The sequence below is a fragment of the Bradyrhizobium betae genome (assembly GCF_004123905.1).
Classification (GTDB): Bacteria; Pseudomonadota; Alphaproteobacteria; order Rhizobiales; family Xanthobacteraceae; genus Bradyrhizobium; species Bradyrhizobium betae_A.
Genome location: NZ_MZXW01000005.1, coordinates 176,197 through 199,501, shown reverse-complemented (window position 1 = coordinate 199,501; position 23,305 = coordinate 176,197). Strand labels below are relative to the sequence as shown.

The 23,305-nt window shown below is 64.6% G+C and carries 23 protein-coding genes; 13 read left to right on the top strand and 10 right to left on the bottom strand.

From position 1 onward, the window contains the following. Positions 1 to 52: 52 nt before the first annotated feature. Positions 53 to 418 (top strand): hypothetical protein, encoded by a 366-nt coding sequence (locus B5V03_RS03420; protein WP_164987754.1) that lies wholly within the window; start codon positions 53 to 55, stop codon positions 416 to 418. Here B5V03_RS03420 and poxB read toward each other — a convergent pair. The 3 genes from poxB to B5V03_RS03405 all read right to left on the bottom strand — a co-directional run bounded on the left by poxB (position 415) and on the right by B5V03_RS03405 (position 3,793). Further along, the gene (gene poxB / locus B5V03_RS03415) at positions 415 to 2,151 is read right to left on the bottom strand and encodes a ubiquinone-dependent pyruvate dehydrogenase (protein ID WP_129267867.1); all 1,737 of its coding nucleotides are present in this window, start codon (positions 2,149 to 2,151) and stop codon (positions 415 to 417) included. The two genes, B5V03_RS03420 and poxB, sit on opposite strands and share 4 nt — an antisense overlap. A gap of 80 nt (positions 2,152 to 2,231) precedes the next feature. Further along, positions 2,232 to 2,864, bottom strand: coding sequence for a 2-dehydro-3-deoxy-6-phosphogalactonate aldolase (locus B5V03_RS03410; RefSeq protein ID WP_129267866.1), 633 nt, complete (start codon positions 2,862 to 2,864; stop codon positions 2,232 to 2,234). Positions 2,865 to 2,878: 14 nt separating this feature from the next. Next, positions 2,879 to 3,793 (bottom strand): 2-dehydro-3-deoxygalactonokinase, encoded by a 915-nt coding sequence (locus tag B5V03_RS03405; protein ID WP_129267865.1) that lies wholly within the window; start codon positions 3,791 to 3,793, stop codon positions 2,879 to 2,881. A 240-nt stretch (positions 3,794 to 4,033) separates the two neighbouring features. On the opposite strand from B5V03_RS03405, the gene B5V03_RS03400 reads away from it, so the two are divergent. Together B5V03_RS03400 and B5V03_RS03395 are read left to right on the top strand one after the other, a co-directional pair. Continuing rightward, complete coding sequence (locus B5V03_RS03400) at positions 4,034 to 5,131, top strand: LLM class flavin-dependent oxidoreductase (RefSeq protein ID WP_129267864.1); 1,098 nt, start codon at positions 4,034 to 4,036, stop codon at positions 5,129 to 5,131. A 59-nt stretch (positions 5,132 to 5,190) separates the two neighbouring features. Further along, positions 5,191 to 5,745: a flavin reductase family protein gene (locus B5V03_RS03395; protein ID WP_129267863.1), complete on the top strand. Its 555-nt coding sequence runs from the start codon at positions 5,191 to 5,193 to the stop codon at positions 5,743 to 5,745. A gap of 204 nt (positions 5,746 to 5,949) precedes the next feature. Here the strand turns inward: B5V03_RS03395 and B5V03_RS03390 are convergent, their stop codons facing one another. The 4 genes from B5V03_RS03390 to B5V03_RS03375 all read right to left on the bottom strand — a co-directional run bounded on the left by B5V03_RS03390 (position 5,950) and on the right by B5V03_RS03375 (position 13,709). Beyond that, entirely contained in the window at positions 5,950 to 7,803 is a 1,854-nt protein-coding gene (locus B5V03_RS03390; protein WP_164987753.1) for a sigma-54-dependent Fis family transcriptional regulator, read from the bottom strand. A gap of 95 nt (positions 7,804 to 7,898) precedes the next feature. Beyond that, entirely contained in the window at positions 7,899 to 11,204 is a 3,306-nt protein-coding gene (locus tag B5V03_RS03385) for an acetyl-CoA carboxylase family protein (protein WP_129267861.1), read from the bottom strand. A 126-nt stretch (positions 11,205 to 11,330) separates the two neighbouring features. Then, positions 11,331 to 12,014: an aspartate/glutamate racemase family protein gene (locus tag B5V03_RS03380; RefSeq protein ID WP_129267860.1), complete on the bottom strand. Its 684-nt coding sequence runs from the start codon at positions 12,012 to 12,014 to the stop codon at positions 11,331 to 11,333. A 12-nt stretch (positions 12,015 to 12,026) separates the two neighbouring features. Next, positions 12,027 to 13,709, bottom strand: coding sequence for a methyl-accepting chemotaxis protein (locus B5V03_RS03375; RefSeq protein ID WP_129267859.1), 1,683 nt, complete (start codon positions 13,707 to 13,709; stop codon positions 12,027 to 12,029). 305 nt (positions 13,710 to 14,014) lie between these two features. Between B5V03_RS03375 and B5V03_RS03370 the strand changes: the two genes are divergently transcribed. Both B5V03_RS03370 and B5V03_RS03365 read left to right on the top strand, forming a co-directional pair. After that, positions 14,015 to 14,515: a hypothetical protein gene (locus tag B5V03_RS03370; RefSeq protein WP_129267858.1), complete on the top strand. Its 501-nt coding sequence runs from the start codon at positions 14,015 to 14,017 to the stop codon at positions 14,513 to 14,515. A gap of 10 nt (positions 14,516 to 14,525) precedes the next feature. Beyond that, a complete protein-coding gene (locus tag B5V03_RS03365; protein WP_129267857.1) occupies positions 14,526 to 14,999 on the top strand; it encodes a hypothetical protein in 474 nt (157 codons plus the stop codon). 143 nt (positions 15,000 to 15,142) lie between these two features. Here the strand turns inward: B5V03_RS03365 and B5V03_RS03360 are convergent, their stop codons facing one another. Next, entirely contained in the window at positions 15,143 to 15,742 is a 600-nt protein-coding gene (locus B5V03_RS03360) for a TetR/AcrR family transcriptional regulator (protein ID WP_129267856.1), read from the bottom strand. Between the two features lie 161 nt (positions 15,743 to 15,903). Between B5V03_RS03360 and B5V03_RS03355 the strand changes: the two genes are divergently transcribed. Next, positions 15,904 to 16,281, top strand: a complete 378-nt coding sequence (locus B5V03_RS03355) for a tautomerase family protein (RefSeq protein WP_129267855.1) — start codon at positions 15,904 to 15,906, stop codon at positions 16,279 to 16,281. A gap of 13 nt (positions 16,282 to 16,294) precedes the next feature. On the opposite strand, the gene B5V03_RS03350 is transcribed toward B5V03_RS03355, so the two are convergent. After that, the gene (locus B5V03_RS03350; RefSeq protein WP_129267854.1) at positions 16,295 to 17,221 is read right to left on the bottom strand and encodes a CobW family GTP-binding protein; all 927 of its coding nucleotides are present in this window, start codon (positions 17,219 to 17,221) and stop codon (positions 16,295 to 16,297) included. Between the two features lie 3 nt (positions 17,222 to 17,224). After that, the gene (locus B5V03_RS03345; RefSeq protein ID WP_245502153.1) at positions 17,225 to 18,715 is read right to left on the bottom strand and encodes an amidohydrolase family protein; all 1,491 of its coding nucleotides are present in this window, start codon (positions 18,713 to 18,715) and stop codon (positions 17,225 to 17,227) included. 562 nt (positions 18,716 to 19,277) lie between these two features. Between B5V03_RS03345 and B5V03_RS03340 the strand changes: the two genes are divergently transcribed. The 7 genes from B5V03_RS03340 (at position 19,278) to B5V03_RS03315 (ending at position 23,240) form a co-directional block, all read left to right on the top strand. After that, positions 19,278 to 19,640 (top strand): DUF1778 domain-containing protein, encoded by a 363-nt coding sequence (locus B5V03_RS03340; protein ID WP_129267852.1) that lies wholly within the window; start codon positions 19,278 to 19,280, stop codon positions 19,638 to 19,640. Between the two features lie 3 nt (positions 19,641 to 19,643). Beyond that, the gene (locus B5V03_RS03335; RefSeq protein WP_129267851.1) at positions 19,644 to 20,141 is read left to right on the top strand and encodes a GNAT family N-acetyltransferase; all 498 of its coding nucleotides are present in this window, start codon (positions 19,644 to 19,646) and stop codon (positions 20,139 to 20,141) included. 12 nt (positions 20,142 to 20,153) lie between these two features. Continuing rightward, on the top strand, positions 20,154 to 20,288 hold the full coding sequence (locus tag B5V03_RS42705) for a hypothetical protein (RefSeq protein WP_283811524.1): 135 nt from the start codon (positions 20,154 to 20,156) through the stop codon (positions 20,286 to 20,288). Between the two features lie 70 nt (positions 20,289 to 20,358). After that, the gene (locus tag B5V03_RS03330) at positions 20,359 to 20,562 is read left to right on the top strand and encodes a hypothetical protein (RefSeq protein ID WP_206736114.1); all 204 of its coding nucleotides are present in this window, start codon (positions 20,359 to 20,361) and stop codon (positions 20,560 to 20,562) included. Between the two features lie 129 nt (positions 20,563 to 20,691). Then, positions 20,692 to 21,717: an alpha/beta hydrolase gene (locus B5V03_RS03325; protein ID WP_129267850.1), complete on the top strand. Its 1,026-nt coding sequence runs from the start codon at positions 20,692 to 20,694 to the stop codon at positions 21,715 to 21,717. A 425-nt stretch (positions 21,718 to 22,142) separates the two neighbouring features. Continuing rightward, positions 22,143 to 22,613 (top strand): aminoacyl-tRNA deacylase, encoded by a 471-nt coding sequence (locus tag B5V03_RS03320; protein ID WP_129267849.1) that lies wholly within the window; start codon positions 22,143 to 22,145, stop codon positions 22,611 to 22,613. A gap of 207 nt (positions 22,614 to 22,820) precedes the next feature. Next, positions 22,821 to 23,240 carry a CBS domain-containing protein gene (locus B5V03_RS03315; RefSeq protein ID WP_129267848.1) on the top strand — a complete coding sequence of 140 codons (420 nt, stop codon included), beginning with the start codon at positions 22,821 to 22,823 and terminating at the stop codon, positions 23,238 to 23,240. Positions 23,241 to 23,305 lie beyond the last annotated feature (65 nt).

Below are 23,305 nucleotides of genomic sequence, written 5' to 3'. Positions count from 1 at the left end.
CGGCCGGAGTTCCGGCCACAACGATAACGCATTTCCTCCGAGAGGTATTGGGTTGCGGCATCCGCTCGACATCGTCGCCATGTTCGCCGCCCTTTGGCTGCTGGCGTCGATGGTGCTTGACGCGCTGACGCCGAAGGAGCTGACCGCGGTGATGATCGGCATCGCGATCGCGCCCGCTGTCGTCATCACCGCTGTATTCTACTATTTGCGCTGCCCGCGCACGGATTTCGCGGTGATGTTCGCCGCGCTCTGGCTGATCTCCGACATCGCCATGGCGTTCATCTCGCCGAAGGAGCTGCCGCATTTCCTGATCGTGCTCGGCTTCGTCCCGGCCGTGCTGATTGGCATCGTGCTGCACTGGCAGCGCTTCCAGCGCCGCCACGAGCGGTTGCCGTTACCGTCGGTGAAACGCGGCTAGCGCGGCAGCAAATTGGTCTTCGCAAGATCGAGCACTTCGTCGCCGCGACCGTTCATCACTGCGCGCAGCACCCAAAGGCTAAAGCCCTTGACCTGTTCGGCCGTGATGGTCGGTGGCATCGAGAGCTCCTGCTTGGCGGTGACGACGTCGAGCAGCGCCGGGCCGTTGTGGGCCAGCATCTCGGTCATCGCGCCCGGAAGCTCGCCGGGATCCTCGACGCGTTTGGCAAAGATGCCCATCGCACGCGCCATCGCCGCGAAATCGGGATTCTCCAGATCGACATTGGTGTCGACGAAGCCCGCCGCCTTCATCTCCAGCGCGACGAAGCCGAGCACGCCGTTGTTGAACACGACGATTTTCACCGGCAGCTTCATCTGCGTCAGCGTGATCAGATCGCCCATCAGCATGGTGAAGCCGCCATCGCCCGAGAGCGAGATGACCTGACGGCCGGGCTGCGAGGCCTGCGCGCCGATCGCCTGCGGCATCGCATTGGCCATCGAGCCGTGCACGAACGAGCCGATCAGCCGGCGGCGACCGTTCATGTCGAGATAGCGCGCGGCCCACACCGTCGGCGTGCCGACATCGGCGGTGAACACGGCATCGTCGGAGGCGTGATCGCTGATGACTTTTGCAAGATATTGCGGATGGATCGGTTTGCTGCCCGGCGTGCCCTTGGCCAGCGAGTCCAGGCCTTCACGCGCCTTCTTGTAATGCGCGACGGCATCGTCGAGATGTTTTCGCTGGGTCTTGGCCTTGAGCAGCGGCAGCAGCGCCTCGACGGTGAGCTTGACGTCGCCGACGAGGCCGAGGTCGATCTTGGCACGGCGGCCAAGATTTTCAGGACGAATGTCGATCTGCGCGATCTGGCAATCGGTCGGGAAGAACTGCTTGTAGGGGAAATCAGTGCCGAGCATCACCAGAGCGTCGCAGGCATGCATGGCGGCGTAGCCGGAGGAGAAGCCAATGAAGCCGGTCATGCCGACGTCATAGGGGTTGTCGTACTCGACATGCTCTTTGCCGCCGAGCGCATGCACGATCGGGCTCTTCAGCGCTTCGGCGAGCTGCATCAGCGGCGCATGCGCGCCGGCGCAGCCGCGGCCACAGAACAACGTGATGCGCTCGGCGCCGTTGAGGAGGTCCGCGAGCGCCTTCAATTCATCAGCTTGCGGCACCACCTTCGGCGCCGACAATGCAAGCCCGCGATTCGTCGACAGTGCGCGCTTCGGCGGCGTGCGGAAGGCGACGTCGCCAGGCATCGCGACGACGGCGACGCCGCGCAATCCGACAGCCGCGCGGATGGCGTTTTCCAGCACGAAAGGAAGCTGGCTCGGATCCGAGATCATCTCGCAATAATGGCTGCATTCGCGAAACAGGTTTTGTGGATGGGTTTCCTGAAAATAGCCGCCGCCGATCTCGGCTGACGGAATCTGCGCCGCAATCGCCAGCACGGGGACGCGGCTGCGATGCGCGTCGAACAGGCCGTTGATCAGATGCAGATTGCCGGGGCCGCAGGAGCCCGCGCACACCGCGAGGCTTCCGGTCATCTCGGCTTCGCCGGCGGCCGCGAACGCGGCGACCTCCTCGTGCCGGACATGGATCCATTCGATGGTGCCGCGGCGGCGCAGCGCCTCGGTGATCGCGTTCAGGCTGTCGCCGACGATGCCGTAAATGCGCTTGACGCCGGCCTGTTCGAGCGTTGCCACGAACAGATCGGCCACGTTGTTGATCGCCATGTCGGTCTCCTGATCTCACAGATGCAGCAAGATAGGATAACGCGCGACCGTGACGGCATCACGGCTTGTTTATTGGCGGATCAGTCTTTCGCAATCGCCCGATCGTAGGCCGCAATCGTCGCCTTCGCGCGCGCGGAGACATCGGCGGCCGTCATGCCGGGCTTGTAGAGGCTGGAGCCGAGCCCGAACGCGGTGACGCCGCCCTTGATGTACTCCGCAAAATTCTGGTCGGAGACGCCGCCCACCGCGGCGATCATCACGCCCGCCGGCAGCACGGCTTTGATCGCGGCGATGCCGGACGCACCGAGCACGCTTGCCGGAAAGAACTTTAAGCCCGATGCGCCGGAGCGCGCGGCAAGCAGCGCTTCGGTGGGTGAGAATACGCCAGGCAACGAGACCATGGCGTACTGATGTGCACGCGTGAGCACCTGCGTATCGACATTCGGCGAGACCATCAGCTTGCCGCCGACGTCGTTGAGACGATCGACATCTGCGGTGGCGAGCACCGTGCCGGCGCCGATTAGCACATTGGCCGGCGCGAGTTTTGCGGCAGTCCCGATCGAACGGAACGGATCGGGCGAATTCAGGGGGATCTCGATCGCGGTCATGCCGGCGTCGATCAACACACCCACAATGGCCTCGGTCTCCTCCGGCTTGACGCCGCGCAGGATCGCGACCAGCGGACGCTTCATCGGCGGAAAGGGAACGGTCATCTCAAAAATCCTTCCTAACTCGTCCAGATCGCGGCCGCCGCCATCGACAGGCCGCGGCGGACGGCTTCATCCGCATCGATCGGCTGCACGGTGACCGACAGCGCGTCGAAGGCGTGCCGGTACAGCATCGCCAGCCGCCCCGAGGCAATCAGCGTGATGCCCGCTTGCGGCACAGAGCCGGAGAGACCTGCCGCAAGCTCCACGCCGATCAACGTGCCCGACAATGTCTCGCGCGCCGCGGCCGGCGTGCCGCCGAACAGCAACTGCCGCGACCGCGCAGTGAACAGGAGATTGGCCGCGAAGGCCGGCGCGTCATAGGCGGCTTTCACCGCCGCCTTGAAGCTCGCGATGTCCTCGGCGTCATCGGCATTGGCAACCGCAAGTGACAAGATCGTCTCGCGCGAGACCACGCTGAAGAGCTCGCCGGTCATGAACGTCGAAAAATGCGCGACCGTGCCGTCCTTCACGCGCACCCATTTCGAATGGGTGCCGGGCATGCAGACCAGCGCCTCGCCGGCGGCCTCGAGCCCGAGCGCGCCGAGCAATTGCGTCTCTTCGCCGCGCATCACGTCCGGCGCTCTGGCGTCGCGCCGCGCGATGCCGGGCAGGATGCGGATGTCGCGCGGCTCGCCCGGCACGCGCGCGGCGTGCTTCAGGATGGCCGCGAGCGGAGCTGGTGTGTCGACATAGCCGGCCTCGACCCAGCCGGTCTTGGCGCCGGCCATGCCGCAGACGAGAACGGGCAGATGAGCGGGCGCCTCGACCGCGGCAAGATGCGATTGCAGCACGGCTGCGAAGCCGGCCTTGGCCGCCGCCAGCATGCCCTCATCGCTGCGGCGCTCCGCCAGCACCTGACCGGCGCGGTCGACCAGCCACAGCCGAAAACTGCTGGTGCCCCAGTCCACGGCGACATAGGCGGGTTCGGTCATCTCGACGCGTATCCTTGGTCTCACGGGCAAGACGCCGTCTCGCGACAATGAGACGGCGATGCGCAAATCTGCCCCGGGATATCGGCTATTGCGGCCGCAAACCAGCCTTTTCTCGCAGGTCCGAGGCGCGGGGCGCGCTAGCCCACCGCTTGCGAAGCGGTGGCACACCGCTTGCTAAAGCGTCTCCACTCACATCCGTGAACCGCGCAACAAGACGCGTCAATTTTGGAGAGGAAACCCATGGAGATCGGCTATTTCACGATGCCTTCGCATCCGCCGGAGTGCGGCCTGAAGGAAGGAAACGACTGGGACCTGCAGGTCATGCGCTGGCTCGACGAGCTCGGCTATCAGGAGGCCTGGGTCGGCGAGCACCATACCGCGCCCTGGGAACCCAATCCCACGCCGGACCTCCTGATCGCGCAGGCGCTGATGCAGACCAAGAATATCCGCATCGGGCCGGGCGGCTTCCTGCTGCCCTATCACCATCCCGCCGAACTCGCCAACCGCGTCGCGATGCTCGACCACCTCTCGGAAGGCCGGCTCAATTTCGGCGTCGCTGCCTCGGGGCTGCCGAGCGACTGGGCGATGTTCAACGTCGACGGCATGAGCGGACAGAACCGCGACATGACCCGCGAGGCGCTGGAGATCATCCTGAAGCTTTGGTCTGATCCCGCACCCTTCACCTACAAGGGCAAGTTCTGGACGGTGACCAAGCCTGACACGATGTTCGACTTCCTCAAGCCGCACATCAAGCCGTTGCAGGCCCCGCATCCGCCGATCGGCGTTGCCGGGCTCTCCAAGAACTCGGACACCTTGAAGCTCGCGGGCGAGCGCGGCTTCATCCCGATGAGCCTCAACCTCAACCCGGCCTATGTCGGCAGCCATTGGGACTCGGTCGAGATTGGCGCTGCGAAAACCGGCCGCAAGCCGAACCGGCAGGACTGGCGGCTGGTGCGCGAGGTGTTCGTCGCCGACACCGATGAGGAGGCCTGGAAGCTCTCGACCGGCGACATGATGGGCCGGATGATGCACGAGTACTTTTTGCCGTTGCTCGGCCATTTCGGCTTCAAGGACTATCTGAAGCATGCGCCCGACGTGCCCGACAGCGACGTGACGGTCGAATATTGCGCCAAGCGGAACTGGATCGTCGGCTCCCCCGCGACCGTCGCCGAGAAGATCGAGAAGATCTACGACGAGGTCGGCGGCTTCGGCGTGCTGCTGGTGTTCGGCTTCGACTACAAGCACAAGCCGGAGGCGTGGCGCCACTCGCTCTCGCTGCTCAGCAACGAGGTGATGCCGCGCCTGAAGCATCTCGGCTCCGCGAAGAAGGCGGCTTGACGGGGGTGCGGGTGCGGCGCGAACCTGCCGCACCCGCATTCATTTCGGAGATTTTTGGCGTGAGCGTCGACGCAAAGGATTTCAAGCAGGCGATGCGCCAATGCGCCGGTGCCGTGGCGCTGGTCACGGTCGGTGCCGAGCACGGCAAGCGAACCGGGCTGACGGTGACCTCGGCCTGCTCGCTATCGGACAATCCGCCGTCGCTGATCGTCTGCGTCAATCGTAACGCCAGCGCGCACACGCGCATCCGCGAGGAAGGTGCGTTTGCGATCAATTTCCTGCACGAGGATCACGCGCTGCTGGCGCTCACCTTCAGTGGCCAGAAGGGCGTCAACGGCGACGACCGTTTTGCGTACGGGCAGTGGACGCGCGGGGCGACGGGCGCACCGGTGTTGACGGATGCGGTGGCAGCGTTCGACTGCGTGCTGGCGCAGGAATTCGAGACGACGACGCATTCGATCTTCGTCGGCGAAGTGCGCTACGTGTCGCATTCCGACGGAGCCGCGCCGCTGGTGTATCTGCGCAGCAGTTTCCACGTGCCGCACGAAATCCGCGGCACCGTTTCAGTCGGCGACCTCGATTCGCGGCATCTGAGCTGGACGGATTTTTCGTGAAGTAGCGCCCCAAACTCGCTGCTCTTCCCTTCTCCCCTTGGAGAAGGTGGCGCGAAGCGCCGGATGAGGGTATCTATCCACGAATTCAGAAGCAAGAGAGGCACGTGCGGAGAGAGCCCCCTCACCCGTCTCGCCGCTCTCGCGGCGAGCCACCCTCTCCCACAAGGAGAGAGGGGAAGAACACTCGCCGCAAGCGACCGGGCACTACTGCGCCGTCTCGATCTTCAACTGCTTGATCTTCCGATACAGCGTCGCGCGGCTGAGCTTCAGCGCACGCGCTGCCTCAGTCACGCGGCCACCGTGCTTGCGCAAGGCTTCCACGATCGTCGCGCGTTCAGCCGCTTCGAGGTCCGGCTCCGTCCTCCCGCCAAACGGCGGCAGATCGAGATCGGCATCGGTGATGACACCGTTCTCCGCCGTGCAGCCGGCGAGCCGCAGCACGTGGCGGAGCTGGCGCATGTTGCCGGGATAAGAATAGGCCGAGAGCAGCGACCAGGCTTCTTCGGAGAGCCGGCAATTCGGCGCCTCCTCCCTCGCGATCTGGCGAATGATATCGTCCCTGTCCGCGCGCTCGCGCAGAGCCGGCAGCCGTACCTCCATGCCGCGGAGACGAAAATAGAGGTCAGCGCGGAAGGCGCCCTGCTCCGCCATGCGGCCGAGATCTCGATGAGTGGCGCTGATCAGGCGGATATCGACCGGCACCGGCTTCAGCGCGCCGAGCGGCCAGACCTCGCGATTCTCCAGCACGCGCAACAGGCGCGTCTGCAGTGCGATCGGCATGTCGCCGATCTCGTCGAGGAACAGCGTGCCGCCGTCGGCCTGCGCGATCAGGCCCTTCGAGCCGTCACGCCGCGCGCCGGTGAAGGCGCCGGCCTCGTAGCCGAACAGCTCGGCGTCGATCAGGCTCTCCGGCATCGCCGCGCAATTCAGCGCGACATAATTGTTGCGGGCGCGGTTGCTGGCGACGTGAATGGCGCGTGCGAACACATCCTTACCGACACCGGTCTCACCATGCAGCAGCACCGGCAGATTGTGATCGCCGATGCTTCTGAGCCGTTTTACGCTTTTGATCAGGCCAGGGTCGCAGCCGGCAAGCCGGTGCAGCGCGTCGAAGCGGTTGACTGGCCCGTCACGACGCGGCGCATGCGATTTCGCGCGCAGCGGTGGCGCGACATGCCCCCGCCCCAGCGCACTGCCATCCGCTCGGCGCAGCTCGACGACCTCGTCCGCACCACGCGCAGCATGATGATCGAACTTGATGTAGCGCGACAGATCGATGCCGGAGGCGATCAGGCCGTCGGTGAGGCCCAGCAGCGCACGCGCCGAGCGGCAGGCACCGACGATGCGGCGGTCGTCATCATAGGCGAGCAAGCCGCTGCCGCCGTCACCCGGCACGGTCGCGATCCAGGCGTCGCGGAAATAACCGCGGAAGATTGCGCCCTCCATCCGCCGGGTCGCTTCCATCGTCACTGCAAGCGCCAGCTGATGCGCGGCGCGCTCGAGGTCCTCGCGGCAGGAGGTGATGTTGATGGCGCCGGCAAGACATCCGGCCTGGTCGAACAGCGGCGCCACGGCGCAGGAGAACATGTGCCATTGCGCGCGAAAGTGCTCGTCGCGATGAACGAGGATCGGTTTCTGCTCGGCCAGCGCAGTGCCCAACCCGTTGGTGCCCTCGAAAGCCTCCGCAAAGTTCGAACCGGTGTAGATCTTCCAGTCCATGAACAGCCGTGCGTCGGCCTCGCCCGGCAGACGGCTGAACAGCATGGTCGCGTTGGCGTCGGCCAGATTAACGCAATAGCCGGCATCGCGCAGCACGCGGGCGAGATCGTCCAACTCGGGCGTGAGAAGCCGAATCGTCTCTTCCATCGGCTCGGCGACATGCCGCACCTCTGACTCGGTGAGCGTCTGCGGCGGGCCTAGTCGAGCGGGATCGAGCTTGTGGCTGATCAGGCAGCGCCGCCAGGAATTAGCGATGCGCGACGATGCGTCCACGTCGGCCACGTGGTTGGCGACGGACAAGACACGGGCGACATGGTTCGAGGCCGAAAGGCTGGCCATCGCGGACGTCTCCACCCTGTATTATTGTGCAAAGTCTGGCACCACAGGCGGGGATGTCAATCGGGAACCGGGACGCATCTATTGCTGCACCGCCCTCACCACGTGTCGATGCATGGCCGCTTCTTCGTCGTCCTCGGTTCCGGCTTTGGTACCGAGCGCAAGCCCGCCATGATCCAACGCCGCGTCTCGGCGGGATCGATGACGTTGTCGATCTCGAACACCGAGGCGATCGAGACCGCCTTGCCGTTGGCATAGAGCTCTGCGACCTTGTTGCGGTAGTAGGTCTCGCGCTCCTCGGGGTCGGCGATCGCTTCCATCTCCTTGCGGAAGCCGAGGCGGACATAGCCTTCAAGCCCCATGCCGCCGAACTCGCCGGTCGGCCAGGCCGCCGTGAAGAACGAGGCGTGGAAGCCGCCGCCGATCATCGACTGCGCGCCCAGCCCATAGCCCTTGCGCAGCACGATGCCGAACAACGGCACCGTGAGGCTCGCGCCTGTTACGAACACGCGCGAGACGTGGCGCACGATCGCCGTCTTCTCGGCTTCGGGGCCAACCATGAAGCCCGGCGTATCGCAGAGCGAGACGATCGGCAGGTCGAAGGCGTCGCAGAGCTGGAGGAAACGTGCGGCCTTGTCGCCGGCATCGGCATCGATGGCGCCGCCGAGATGGCGCGGATTGTTGGCAATCAGGCCGAACGGTTTTCCCTCGATACGAATCAACGCGGTGATCATGCCGATGCCGTAGTCGCGGCGCAGCTCCAGCACGGAACCCTTGTCTGCGACGAGATCGATCACGCTGCGGATGTCGTAGACGCGCAGGCGGTTCTCGGGGATCGCACGGCGGAGCAGGCGCTGGTCTGCGGCTTCCCAGTCCGACACCGCGCCCTGGAAATAGGACAGATATTTTTGCGCGGCGGATGTGGCCTCCTCCTCGTCCTCGACGAGGACGTCGATGACACCGTTCGGCGACTGGAACGCAACAGGGCCGACCTCGGCCGGATGATAAACGCCGAGGCCACCGCCTTCGATCATGGCGGGGCCGCCCATGCCGATCGAGGCGTTCTTGGTCGCGATGATGACGTCGCAGCAGCCGAGCATCGCGGCGTTGCCGGCGAAGCAATAGCCGGAGACCACACCAATCACAGGCACGAGACCGGAGAGCCTCGCGAACTGCACGAAGGATGGGCCATCGAGGCCGGTCATGCCGAGCCGGTCGGTATCACCCGGACGGCCGCCACCGCCTTCGGCGTAAAACACCAGCGGCACCCGCCAGTCTTCCGCCAGCGTCAGCATGCGATCGATCTTCTTGTGGTTCATGTGGCCCTGCGTGCCCGCGAGCACGGTATAGTCATAGGCCACGACGACGCAGCGCGCGGCATCGGGGCCGAACTCTTCGGCGTTGACGGTGGCAACGCCCATGACGAGGCCATCGGCCGGCGTGTTCTTGATGAGATCGTCGAGCTTGCGGCGGCGGCGTTGCGCCGCGATCGCGAGGCTACCATATTCCATGAACGAGCCGTCGTCGACCAGCTGCGCGACGTTCTCGCGGGCGGTGCGCTGGTTGGTGTTGCGGCGCCGCTCGACCGAGGCCGGCCGGTTGGCATCGAGCGTGTTGGCCTGGCGCGCGATCAGTTCGGCAAGATCCGGCCGGATGTGGTCAAGATCGATGTCGGCTTCCGCTGCCGAACTATCAGCCGCGACGTCGAGCGGCTCGAGATACATGATGGGATCGCCATGCATCAGCGTGACGCCGTCACCGGCAGCGATCTTCATGACGCGGCCGCCCTGCTCAGCCATGACGAGATGCTCCATCTTCATGGACTCGATCACGGCGAGCTGCTGGCCGGGACGCACGATCTCGCCTTCCTTCACTTGGATGGTGACGATGGTCCCTTGCAAGGGTGCCGCGACCATCACCGCGCCTTCGGGCACGATCTGCGCGACGTGCGCCTCGGTGCCGTGGCCGCCGCTCCGCTCGGCCGCGGCAAAGTAGAGCGGCTTGGCCGCGCCATCGGCCTCCTCGACGAGCCTTGCGATATTGCGGTCGATGAAGTCGGTCGCGATGCGGTTGGTCCTGAAATCAGGATGCGCCAGCACCGCCTGGAGGAAGGCGATGTTGGTGACGACGCCGTCGATCCGGAATTCGCGCAAGCTCCGCGAGGCTTTTGCCACGACGTCATGCCAGGCCTCGCCGGGCGTATGCACGATGACTTTTGCAAGCAGCGAGTCGAAGGCGGCGCTGGTCTTGTAGCCGGCATAACCAAAACTATCGACGCGCACGCCCGGCCCCGACGGCGGCTCGAACACGGCCAGCACGCCGCCGGTCGGATGCGTCGCGCCTGTTGCGTCCAGCGTCTCCATATTGACGCGCAGCTGCATGGCATAGCCGCGCGGCTTCGGGATCGATCCTTGCGCCAGACCGAGCGAAGCGAGCGAGCTGCCGGCGGCGACCGCAAGCTGGGCGCGGACGAGATCGAGGCCGAGCACCTCTTCCGTCACGGTGTGCTCGACCTGGAGCCGCGGATTGGCCTCGATGAAGGCAAAGCTGTCGTCGGCCGCGCCGTCGACCAGGAATTCGAAGGTGCCGAGATTGTCGTAAGACGCCGCGGTCGCGAGCTGCTTCGCAGCGTCGATGATGCGACCGCGCAGGGCATCTCCCAGCGACGGGCTCGGCGCCACCTCGATCAGCTTCTGGTGCCGGCGCTGGATGGTGCATTCGCGCTCCCAGAGATGGGAGATGGCGCCATGGCGATCGCCGATGATCTGCACCTCGATGTGACGCGCCTGCCGGATCAGCCGCTCGGCATAGACGCCGTCGAAGCCGAACGCCGCCTTGGCCTCGGACTGGCAGCGCGCATGGGCTTCCTCGAGATCGGCTGCATTCTCCACGACACGCATGCCGCGGCCACCGCCGCCGGCCATCGCCTTGATCACGATCGCTGCGTGGCTGCCGAGCGAGGCGAAAAATGCCGTGATCTCCTCGAGGCTCGACGGCCCGCTGGTGCCGGCGATGATCGGCACGCCGCAGCGTTTTGCCAGTTGCCTCGCCGCGACCTTGTCGCCGAACAGTTCGAGCGCGGTCACCTTCGGCCCGACGAAAATGATGCCCGCGTCAGCGCAGGCTGTCGCGAACGCCGCGTTCTCGCTCAGAAAACCGTAGCCGGGATGCACGGCATCGCAGCCGGCGCTCTTCGCCACCTTCACCACCGCCTCGATATCGAGATAGGCCCGCGCACCGCGGCCGGGAATTTCGACGGCATCATCGGCGACGCGCACATGCAACGACAGCGCGTCGTCAGCGGGATGGATCGCAATCGTTGCGATGCCGGCATCGGCCGCCGCGCGTGCGATGCGGATGGCGATCTCGCCCCGGTTGGCAATCAGGAGCTTCTTGAACGACATGCGGGGTCTCCATGCCGCGCAACAACGCGCGGGTCGGCAGGTTCGATGATCCTGCTTCTTCACTTTAGCCGCAACCGTCAAGGGCGGGAAAGCCAGTCGCCATGACCGGTCCCGCAAGCCGGAATATCAGTTACCAGCGCGCGCCGTGATGAGGCGAATAATCCGCGCCACGGCAGACGGGATCGGCGCAATGATCGGAACGGTGAACATCGGCTGCAGTTCACGCGCAGCTTCGCCCAGCGGGCCACCGCCGATGATGACGGCCTCAGCGCCGTCCTGCGCGATGCAGGCCTCGGCCGCGCCGGCAAGCGCCGCGCGCAGCCGCGCCGGATCGCGCATCAGTTCTTGCGGATCGCCGTCGGCAAAGCGCGTGCCGGTGTAGCGCGAACGCAATCCCAGCGCGTCCGGCAATGCGTCGATCTTCGATTTGAGCAGCGGCGTCGTGGTCGCCACGCCGAAACTGCGGCCATCCTGTGCAGCCTCCAGCATCGACGATTCGCCGATGCCTGCCGCGGGCAGCTTCATCGCCCCCTTGATCCCGGCGAGGCCCGGATCGCCGAACGCCGCAACAATGATGCCGCCGCAAGAAGCCTGATGCGCCCGCGCGATCTCCTCGACCTCGGGCGCAGCCGCCTCGAGCGCGTCCGGCGTCACGATCATCGACGATGCCCGCGTCGCCGTGGCGCCCACGACGTCGAAGCCGTCAGTGGCGGCAGACTTCGCAATCGCCACCATCATCGCGGTGGTCGCCCCATTACTGTTCGGATTGATCAGGAGGATGCGCGCGCGGCGATCGGAGTTTTGGCCCATCCTCCTGCTATACTAGGCCGCGCGCACGCCGGCAACGAAGGCGCTGACCTCGTCCTCGAGCGATTGCAGCTTCTGCGACAACCGGCCACTCGATTGCAGCACGAGACCGGCGGCCTGGCCGGTCTCGACCGTCGCATCGGTCACGCCGGAGATGTTGTGCGAGACCTGGTCGGTGCCGGAGGCGGCCTCCTGCACACTGTGCGCGATCGCCTGCGTCGCGGCGCCCTGCTCCTCGACCGCGGCTGCGATCGACGAGGAGATCTCGTTGACCTCCATGATGGTCTTGCGAATGCTCTCGATGTTGCCGACGACCTGGTTGGTCTCGGCCTGGATCGCGGTGATCTGCGCGCCGATCTCGTCGGTCGCCTTCGCGGTCTGGCTCGCCAGCGACTTGACTTCGCTCGCGACCACGGCAAAGCCCTTGCCGGCCTCGCCCGCACGCGCGGCCTCGATGGTGGCGTTGAGCGCAAGCAAATTGGTCTGCGAGGCAATCTGGTTGATGAGGTCGATGACCTCACCGATCTTGTGCGCGGCGGCAGCGAGCCCCTGCACGGTGTCGTTGGTGCGCTGACCGTCGGCGGCGGCTTTGTCAGCCACCGAAGCTGCCTGCGCGACGCGCTGGCTGATCTCGGTGATCGAGGCCGACAACTGACCGGCGGCGGAGGCCACCGTCTGCACGTTGCTGGAGGCCTGCTGGCAGGCGGTCGCGACGAAGCTGGCGCGGTCGGTCGCCTTGTTCGCGGTCTCCGACATGCCTTGCGCGGCCTGCTGCATCGCGCGCGCCTCGTTGAAGACGTCGCGGACGACGGCCTGAACGCTCGCCTCGAACTTGCCGGCGAGGTCGGTCATCGTCCTGCGCTTCTCGTCGTCGGCCCGCTGCTTGGCTTCCTGCTGTTCGGCATGCATCCGGCCCACGGCGGACGCATTGTCCTTGAACACGGCAAGCGCCTTGGCGAGCCCGCCGACCTCGTTGCTGCGGTCGGTGTAGGGCACCTCGAACGCACTGTCGCCGGCGGCGAGACGCTCGGTCAGCGCGGTGATTTTTGCGAGCGGCCGGGTGACGCTGCGGCCGATCACGAAGGACGCGCCGAGCACCAGCACGAGCACCGCAAGACACACAAGGCCGAACGTCATTGCATCCTGCCGGAACACGGCGTCGACGTCGTCGAGATAGATGCCGGTGCCGATGATCCAGCCCCAAGGCGCAAAACCCTTCACATAGGAGATTTTCCCGACCGGCTGGTCGAAGCCGGGCTTGGGCCAAAGGTAGCTGTAGAAGCCCGCCCCCTGTTTCTTGACAACGTCAACGAAGCCGACGAACAGCGCGTTGCCGGATGGATCCTTCATCCCCGAGAGATCCTTGCCGTCGAGCTCGGGCTTGATCGGGTGCATGACCATCTTGGGGGCCATGTCGTTGATCCAGAAGTACTCGACCTTGTCGTAACGAAGGCTCTTGATCTCGGCGATCGCGCCGGCTTGCGCCTGCTCACGCGTGAGTTTTCCGTCGCTCTCGAGCTTCTGGTAATGCGCCAGGATGCCGTAGCCGACATCGACCATGTGCTGTGTCTTGGCCTGGCGGTCGGAAATCATCTGCGTGCGCAGAGTCGAGAGCGCGATCGGCGCCAGCGCGATCATGCCGAGAAGGCCGATGCCGACAATCAGGACCAGCTTGAAACTGATACGGGAGAAAATCATCGGTGCTCACAACAATTGGCGGGGGCTGATATGCCATTTTATCCCGATCGCCTTAGCAAACCTTTAAGCATTCGGGTTCCCGAAGGTCCGCAAAAGTACCGGAAGCGGGCGCGGCGATCGCTTGGGGTGACCTCGCGTTCGAGTGCGCGCATTTTAGAATTCGTCGACATTCACACCTCCGCGAAATCTAGAAGACCTCGATATCGGCCTTCCCGACGTTGACTTGCACGAGCCTCTGGCGGAACGATCGGCGCAGATATTTTGCGCCCGACGCGGCGTGAGCGCAGCCAAAGGCCGGAAGCTCAATGCATCAATCGACATCCGCCAAATCGCTCGACCTTCCCGCGCTGTGTGCTGCGGAACGGCTCTTCATCTGGGGATTCCGCGCCAAGGCGCGCAGCGGAACGGCCGTTCCGACCGCAGCCGACATCCAGCAGGTCTACGACCATTTTCGCGTCGGCGACGCGGTGCCTTCGCTGGAATCCATCATCGAGATCTTTGCCTGCACGGCGCATACGGCCATCGAGGTTCATTGCCCCACCTGTCCGCGCATGTCGGAGAGCGAGCACGGAATGTTGCACGCCATCGCCGCCGCACAGCAGGAGCGCCTCGATGTCGCGCGCGAGCAGTTCGAAAACTGGCTGCCGCCCGTCGGTGCGGATTGGGCGCTGGCGCCGGTCCGGGGGCTTGCGACGATCTTCCGCATGGCGGGCCTCATCCTGCCCGACCGGCGCGTTCAATCGTTCGACCTTGGGCGGACGATGGCGATGAAGAGCTGGCTTGTTGGAAGCCCCACACTGCATTGACGGGATCGCCATGATGCTGGACGCGTGCGGTTCTGTGGCAGCCCCGGAGACCAGCCAGCCGCGGCTCTGTCCGCTGCAAGCTGCGCTTTCGACGCGGCCCAACGTCGAAAGCTATGATGAGTTCTGCCGTGTCGTGCTGTCGCTGTTCCGCTTCATTGGTGCTGCCTACGCGACCGGCACGTCGGATTGCTGGGAGGCGGCCTATCGCTTTGCAGACGAGGCGCCTGATATCGCCGACAGTCCGCTGCTGGTCGCGCGCGCTGCCGCGCTCGTCAGGATCCTGCGCAGCGGACGGCCGTGCGAGCTGTGCTTCATGCCGCCGTCGTGCCGGCGCCTGTCAAAGGACGAGGCAGAGTTGATGCGGCTGCTGGCGGTCGCGCGCAGCAAGCAGCCTGGTGAACTCGCATCCATCGTGTGCCAGTTCGTCGGCAACGAGAACGAGATCGCGACGATTCGGGCCGTCAACGCGCTCGCCTTGTGCTGATGCTTTGATGGGTTCTACTCGCAACGAAAGCCGTCCTGCGCTATCGACATCGTCATGGCGGCACAGTGCTCGATGCCCGCCATGAAACCTCCAGACGACCCCGGCGATCACCACCGCTGGGGTCGTCGCTCTCGTATGATCGCCTAGCTGCCTTTCTTGCCGAGCACGAGATCGATCGTGTGAGCGGCAATCTTGCGCAACTGAGGTTCGTCGCCGAAGGCGCGTTCGAGCACCGCGAGACCGCGCGTCACCGTGATGATATGCAGCGCCGCGGCCGCGGGATTGCCGTTGAATTCGCCGCGCTCTGCGCCTGCCGACAACGTATCCTGAACGAGCGCTGTGATGCGCGAGACGAGGTTCGCAAAGGCCTGGCGCGCGTCATCGTCCAAACCTTCGCCCTCAGCCGCGCCAAGCTCCATCAATCCGCGCGTGGTCGGACATCCCCGTGGCGGGATGCCGGAGCGGAAGTTGGTGATGGTGAGGTCGAGGAACGCGGTGAGGCGCTTTCGCAACGAGCCCGCACTGAGTGCCTTTTGCAGGGCGATGAGATAGTCGCCCGCATAGCGCTCATAGGCCTGGAGGAACAGCGCCTCCTTGCTGCCGAAGGCATTGTAGAGGCTGCCGCGCTGGACGCCGGCATCGCGGGCGATGTCCGACAGCGAAGTGCCGCGCACGCCCTTGCGCCAGAACTGGTCGAACGCGATGCGCAGGACGTCGTCGTGATCGAACTCGCGTGGTCTCAAATCGGGCTCCGCGGAAAATATTTGACACGGTGTCAAGAACATGATTTATCGACATCGTGTCAAAAACCAATTGGGATTGATAGCCCGCTTCGTCAATGGGCCAAACGGCCGGCTCGCCACGCGTCCCGGCCAATCGGCCTCGCATGCAAAGGGACCAGCTCATGCCGCTCCTCCACATCTCGATGCGCACTGGCAAGCCTGAAGCGTACCGGCAGGCGATCCTCGAGGGCCTCTATCGCGCCATGCGCGAGGCGCTGAACGTGCCCGAGGGCGACGAGTTCATGACCATCAGCGAGCTTTCGCCGGCAAACTTCCGCTGCGGCAATGCCTACGGCGTCAATCGCAGCGACGACGCCGTGCTGATCCAGATCACCGTGTTCGCCTCGCGCACGGCGGAGCAGAAGAAGGCGCTCTACCGGCGGATCGCGGAGTTGCTCGGCGAAAGTCCGGGCATCCGGCCAGAGGACGTGTTCGTCAACGTGCTCGATGCGCCCAAGGAAAACTGGTCCGTCGGAAACGGAGTCGCGCAATTTGCGTGAAGCGGCAACAGCTTCATCCCGCAACGCACGCTTCCATGATCCCGTCGAGTTCGGCTTTCGAGAGCACGCCGAGCTCGGCGATGAAGACGATCCGCGCCCGCGGCACGCCTGCCGGTAGCGCCTCACCCGGCGCCAGCGTCGCGCGGCCGGCGGCGAACTGAAACACCATCTGGCGGCCGGGCTGCTCGATCGTCTCGAACAGGCCTTTTGCGCGGGCGAGTTTTGGGGCCAGCTTGCCGATCGCCTGTTGCAGGCGCGGCAGCGAGAGCGGACGTTCCGAAGTCCAGCTCAGTGTCTCGAAGCGGTCTTCTGCCGGACGTTTCGGCCCGGGCTCGCGCGGCGCGGGCGCACGATCGACGTTCGCGGGGAACAGCAGGGCTGACGGAATCTCGCCGTGTTTTGCATCGACTACCACAGCAGGGACGCGCTGCGCGCGGATGGCCTCGCGTATGCGGACACCCGCGCCCTCGTCCGCCAGGTCCAGCTTGCTCAAGGCTACAATATCGGCGACGCGCAGCTGCGAGCGCTGGAGCGCGTCGTCGAGCGCCGACGGCGGCGTCCCCGCGTCCATCACGCACAGCACCGTCTCCAACGGCGCCTCGCGCAGGATGACGGGGTCCATCAAATTGCGGACGATGTCGGAGGGATCGGCGACGCCGCTGGTCTCGATGACGATATATTCGGGCTTCGGATCGCGCCGCAGCAGCGTCGAGAGCGTGCGCAACAGATCACTTTCGAGCGTGCAGCAGATGCAGCCATTGGCAAGGCTGACCACGCCGTCGCTTGCGCCCACGATCAGCTCCGCGTCGATGTTGATCGCGCCGAAGTCGTTGACGACCGCAGCGATCCGCCGTCCCTCGGCGTTCGCCAGCAGATGGTTGACGATCGTGGTCTTGCCCGCCCCCAGAAAGCCCGTCACCAGGAGAATGGGGACCGGCATGGATCAGCTCTCGACGACGGGACGGCGCACGGGCTTTCCGGGCCGCGCGGTCACGTCCAGCACACCGTCGCTGATCAGCGGCTGGCCGCTGACCACGAGATGCCGCACGCCATCGGACGGACGGTTCATCGCCGTGAAGGTCGCGCGGTCCGAGAGCTTCTCATAGTCGAACACGACGATGTCGGCATCGGCGCCCTGCGTGAGCCTGCCCTTGGCCCGCATCGCGGGCGTGCTCTGTGACAGGATTTCGGCCGGGATCAGCGCGCATTTGCGCACGCCTTCCAGCAGCGACACGGTCTTGCGCTCGCGCACCCATTCGCGGATGAACTTTGTGAAGCAGCCGGCCGAGCGCGGGTGCGAGGTCGCATCATCCGGCAGCGGCCAGGCATCGCCGGTGTAAGTCTTGCCGTCCGACGTCGTCCACGGCATCGCGTCGGACGCGATCGCGCCGCCGGGATAGAGCACCGACATGTCGAGCAGATCGCGGTGATGCGCATTGTTGTCGGTGTCGAGGATGTGCCAGAGCACCAGCGAGGACGGCTCCTCAGCCTGCGCCTTGAGCAGCTCCTCGCGGTCGTGGAAGCGATAGCCGTCGGTCACGCGCTGCACGGAGTCGTAGCCGGTGCCGTTGCGCTCGACGAATTGGGGATCGCTGAAGAAGGCGGCGGCCAGCACCGTCGAGCCGGTGCCGTAAGGGTAAGCCTCGACGGTGATCGGCAGGCCCTGCGCCTGCGCCTTGGCGATCAGCACGCGGCAGCGCTCGATGTCGGTCTTGCTCGACGAGTTGAAATGGCAGATGTGCATATGCGCGCCGGTGGCGCCGGCATAGCCGATCAGCCGGATATAGGCTTCCACCGCGCTTTCGGGGTCGATGCGCGACATGAAGGCGACATGGGTGAAGGTCGGCACGTCCTTGGCCGCAGCCAGCTGGCAGACCGCTGTCAGTTCCTGCACGCCGGCGCCCGGCGCATAGGCGTTCAAGATGCCGATACCGATGCCGCCTTCGTTGAGGCCGCGTGTGAGGCGCTCGAGAACGCCTGATACCTCCGCATCGGTTGCCACGTTGTCGATCCAGCGGCGATCGCGCATGGCGTTGCCGAACGCCTCCAGCGAGCTCTCCGCGTTGGAGCCCGTCATCGCGCCGATGCGTGCGAAGGCCCAATTGGTGGCCGCACCGTAGTTCAGCACGCGGCCTTTCCGCGCCTGGCGCTCATACCAGGACCCGACCGGCAGCACGCCGGCCTCGAGATCGAGCGTCGTCGTCACGCCGTCGAACGCCTGCATGCGGTCCGCCGGGATCGATTGGCCATGTGCGTGCAGATCGATGAAGCCGGGCGCCACCACGAGGCCGGTGGCGTCGATCACCCGCTCGGCACCGCCGAGGCCCGTGCCGACAGCGGCGATCTTGCCGTCCACCACCGCCACATCGCCAACCGCGTCCATCCCGCTCGCGGGATCCACCACCCGGCCGCCAGAGATCACCAAACCGCTCATATCGTCACTCCAAAAAGCAGAAAGCCATGCTCCCCCAAAGGCCCGGCGGCAGCGTCGGAGGATGAGAGCGGCCGTATCGCGCACCGTCCCGGCGCGCATAGTGCAGATTTTTGGGGGAACGACCACCGCCGCGGATGCCGATGCTGCATGCCCGTAGGGGGAGGCCGGTGCTCGCGGAAGTGTTCGATTTGGAAAGCCACAACGCCGCGGGCCGGTCGACATGCGCTCGCATTCTCGCGGCATGATTTGCCCGAGCTATGCTTCTCGTCACACCCTCTCGGAAAGAGAGGGCGCAGGGAAGACCGGGCGCCGGCCGGCACCCATAAGACCCCCATGCTGAATGGATGCACACGCAATGCACAGGGGAGACACAGGGCAGCCGAAACCAGTCAAATCTAAATTTCGGTGAAGTAGAATATTTTTATAGAGAGGTTGACGGCGTTTTGGGGTGTTTCGCTCGACAGCCCTCGGCCCGTCGACGGCCCAAACCCTCCTTCAGTATCCACCGCCCTTGTATTGCAAAATGCACTACAACTGCTATATTGGTGGCTGGAGATCTGCCATGCCCCGAGCCGTTAAGCGCAAGGAGCATCCGCTTTCAATGCGGCTGCCGGAAACTGACATCGCCATCATCGACCGGGCAGCGGCGCTGCGCGGACGCTCGCGCACAGACTTCGTACGCGACGCGGCCGTACGCGCGGCCGAGGAGGTCCTGATGGAGACGGCCCCCATTCGGATGAGTTCGGCCGGATTCAAGGCCTTCATGGCGACGCTGTCCGAACCGGCAGCCCCAGTGCCGGAAATGGTTGAACTCTTCCAGCGCGCGGCGCCATGGGAAAGCAAAGCGTTTACGAGCGAAGTGGACGCCGGTTCGCGTGAAGAAAACGCGTCAAAGCAAAAAGCCCGCTCGGGCAAGAGGCGCTGAGGCTTGGCAATCTCCGGCCCCGAACCACTGACGCCGGCTCACCATCTCGACGAATTCTCCTGCGGCAAGCCATCCCTCGACCGCTGGCTCAAGACGCGAGCGCTATCCAACCAGGAGAAGGGCTTCACAGCCGTCATGGTCGTTCATGAGGCAAATCGCGTGATCGGCTATTATGGTCTCGCGCCGACGGCTATCGTGCCCTCATCCCTGCCGCGATCCATACGGACCGGTCAGCCGCCCGACCCCGTGCCCTGCCTGCTGCTGGGACAGCTCGCGACCGATGAGAACTGGATCGGCAAGGGAATTGGCACCGGCTTGCTCAAGCACGCGCTCCAGCGCTGCGTCACGGCCGCAGGCCTGATCGGAGGGCGCGCACTGATTGTCAACGCAATCGACGCCGAAGCTGCTGCGTTCTGGGCACGACGCGGGTTCATTCCGTCAAAAGACGATGCGCTCGTTCTCTTCCGGTCGATTGCAGACATTGCGGCGTCGCTTCGATAGCTTCACGAAATCTTGCGTGAAGAATTTCTCGTTCCGCTCACGCTGACGCTCTACGCGATTGCGGCTGCGGCTTGGAAGTTCTTCAAGACCGGCGTTGCGTTCTGGATGAACATTCAGACCCGCTTCGACGAACCACGAACTGCCTGACGATATCGACGACGAGGCGAAATATCTCGCACTTCCGGACAAGCGCGAACTCGGCCTGGGCAAGCCGCTGGTGCTCGACTTTGCCCGCGAGTTCCTGCCCGACGATTTAGACAACGTCCGTTATTTCTTCAGCAAACGGGGTGCCTATCCGAAGTTCAAGGCCCTGCTCGCCCGGCGCGGCGCGATCGATCGCTGGCACGCCTTCGAGAATGAGGCGACGAAGCGGGCATTGCGCGATTGGTGCGCGCTAAATTCGATCGAAATCATCGACTGATCTGGCGCTCGTTCGGACGCCACGACCATGCAACCGACCGCGAAGCGGCTCCGCCGTCTTCTCGCCCCCATTGTCATTCAGGGAGCTAGGCGGGGCGGCGCTACGGGGCATAGTTCCCGAAGGTTCCATGTGATCATCCGACGTCTCCTGCAACGCGATTCCTATCATTCCGTTTCGCGCCGCGCTCTGCTCGGCGGACTTGTGTCGGCAGGGAGTGCCCTCGCGCTCGGCGGATGCGCCGGCCTGGGTGCGACCGGTGCGCGCTTCGACGCATCGTCCCTCTCCGTTGACCCCACCTTGCTCGTCGCCACCACGCGCAAGCCTGTGAACGGTGGTCGCGCGAAACCCTGGTTCGGGCCGGAGCGCGCGACCGCTATGACGGTCGCACGGGCAAAGCTGGGGGCGCCGGACGAGAGCCGCCTTTCGCTCGCCTCGGTTGGACTTGGCGATTGGCGCCTCGACCGGATCGAGCCGATGTCGGCCGACACTGGCGATCTCGTTGCGCAGGCCGGCGGTGGCGACGTGCTGATCTATGTGCACGGCTTCAAGCAGACGTTCGAGACGGCGGTGCTCGATGCCGCCCATCTCTCCGACGGGATCAAGTTCCGCGGCCGGACCATGGTGTTTTCCTGGCCCTCCAAGGCAGGCCTGTTCGATTATGCCTATGACCGCGACAGCGCGATGTGGTCCCGCGACGAATTCGAGCGCGTGCTCTCTGCGCTGGTGTCGGCTCCAGGCATCGGCCGCGTACACATCGTTGCGCACAGCATGGGAACCATGCTGTCGCTCGAAAGCCTGCGTCAGCTCTATGCGCGATACGGCGACACGGTGACGGGCAAGATCGGCGCGGTGGTGTTTGCCGCGCCTGATATCGACATGGACGTGTTCTCGTCGGCGATCTACCGCATCGGTCCGCTTGCCGGCAAGATCACCGTGATCGCCGCGACGAACGATCGCGCCCTCGCGCTGTCGGGACAAATCGCAGGTGGAATGACCAGGGTCGGCGCCGCCGAGAAGGCCGCCATCGCGCAGCTCGGTGTGCGCGTGGTCGACGCCTCGCAGGAAGGCTGGGGCCTCATCAACCACGATCTGTTTCTGTCGAATGCGGAAGTGCAGCGGGTGATCCGCCGCTCGATCGACGGCACGACGGCGTGAGGGAGCGCCTGTACCGAGCCGTGCGAAGAGCTAGTCCTCGCCCGTTACGGCTCTGGTCGGAAAGGTGGCAGGGTTTTGGAGTGCCCAGTCCTGGACACAAATGGCGCGCCATTCAGGATAAAAGGGAGAACTATTATCTAATTGAAATTGCTATATAACTTCGACGAGGCCTCATGTGCCCAGACGGAGCGCAGCCAGGGCCGTTCGAAAGAGGAAGCGCATTGCGGCATCCGCATGCTCTTCACCGTAGGACAGTACGATTACCCGACTATCTCGCCATGGAGTTGGTCAACGACGACGAATTGCAGCTTGCTGATGGAAGACTTATGTTGTGCCTGTAGTCAGGCAGCCGCCCATCGTATGGCAAGAGTCTGCAGCCAAGACCTCGCGGTGGATGGTTTGCATTCTGCACCGGAGGTGATGTCATGGCCATTGCTCCCACGCTCCAGAAATACCTAGCCGCTGAAAACGTCCAATACGAGGTGATCCCGCACGAACTCCGCATGACGTCCACTGGCACGGCTGAGGCGTGCCATATCTCGGGCGATCGCCTCGCCAAGGGCATCGTGTTGCGGCGCGACGGCGAATATATGCTGGCCGTCTTGCCCGCATCGCATCACCTCCGCCTATCCGACCTGAGGACAACACTCGGTGACAATGTCCACATGGCCGATGAAGCCGAGATCAATCAGCTGTTCCGTGACTGCGCGCATGGTGCAGTTCCTGCCGTCGGCAAATGCTACGGGCTGGATACCATCGTCGACGACAGCATCCAGTCGCAGCCGGATATCTATATGGAAGCCGGCGATCACGAGACGCTGCTTCACATGGGTCACGCTCAGTTTGCGCGCCTGACGGCCAACGTACCGCACGGGCGCTTTAGCGCGCACGACTGAGGATTTTGCGCACCGCCCATTGCCCTTGCGATGCTGGGCGGGAACCCGGCCGCGAAGTCACCGTCGGGAGGCGGCGACAGCGTCGATGCTTGTCGGATCGCCAAGGAATGATGCTTTCTCCTGCGACCTCGCACCAGATCGGTTGTACCGTCAGAAAATGGGGCGCTGCTGCGATCAATGCCTGAAACCCAAGAACGGAGGCTCTCCATGAAAGTCAAAGATGCGATGCACAAGGGCGTCGACTGGGTCAGCCCCAACACTCCTATCGCCGAACTCGCCAAATTGATGCGGGCTCATGACATCGGCTGCATTCCGATTGGCGAGGACGACAAACTGGTCGGGATGGTGACCGACCGCGACATTGTCTGCAAAGGGCTCGCAAGCCACAACTTCGATGCCGGCCGCGCGACGGCGCGCGATGTAATGACTGAAGGCATCCATTGCTGCCGGGAGGACGATGACCTCGCAAAGGCGATGCATCATATGGAGAAGCTGCAGGTCCGCAGGCTGCCGGTCATCAACAAGAGTAAGCGGATGGTCGGCATCATCAGTCTGGGTGACGTCAGCCGTTCCACGTCAGGTGATTTGCTGACCGAGACCGTCAGGAGTGTTTCGGCGCATCACTGAAATACGGCCAGCGCTCCTCTCGCGATCGCCGCTCGATCAGACGTTGAGCCGGGCCATGCGTTTGT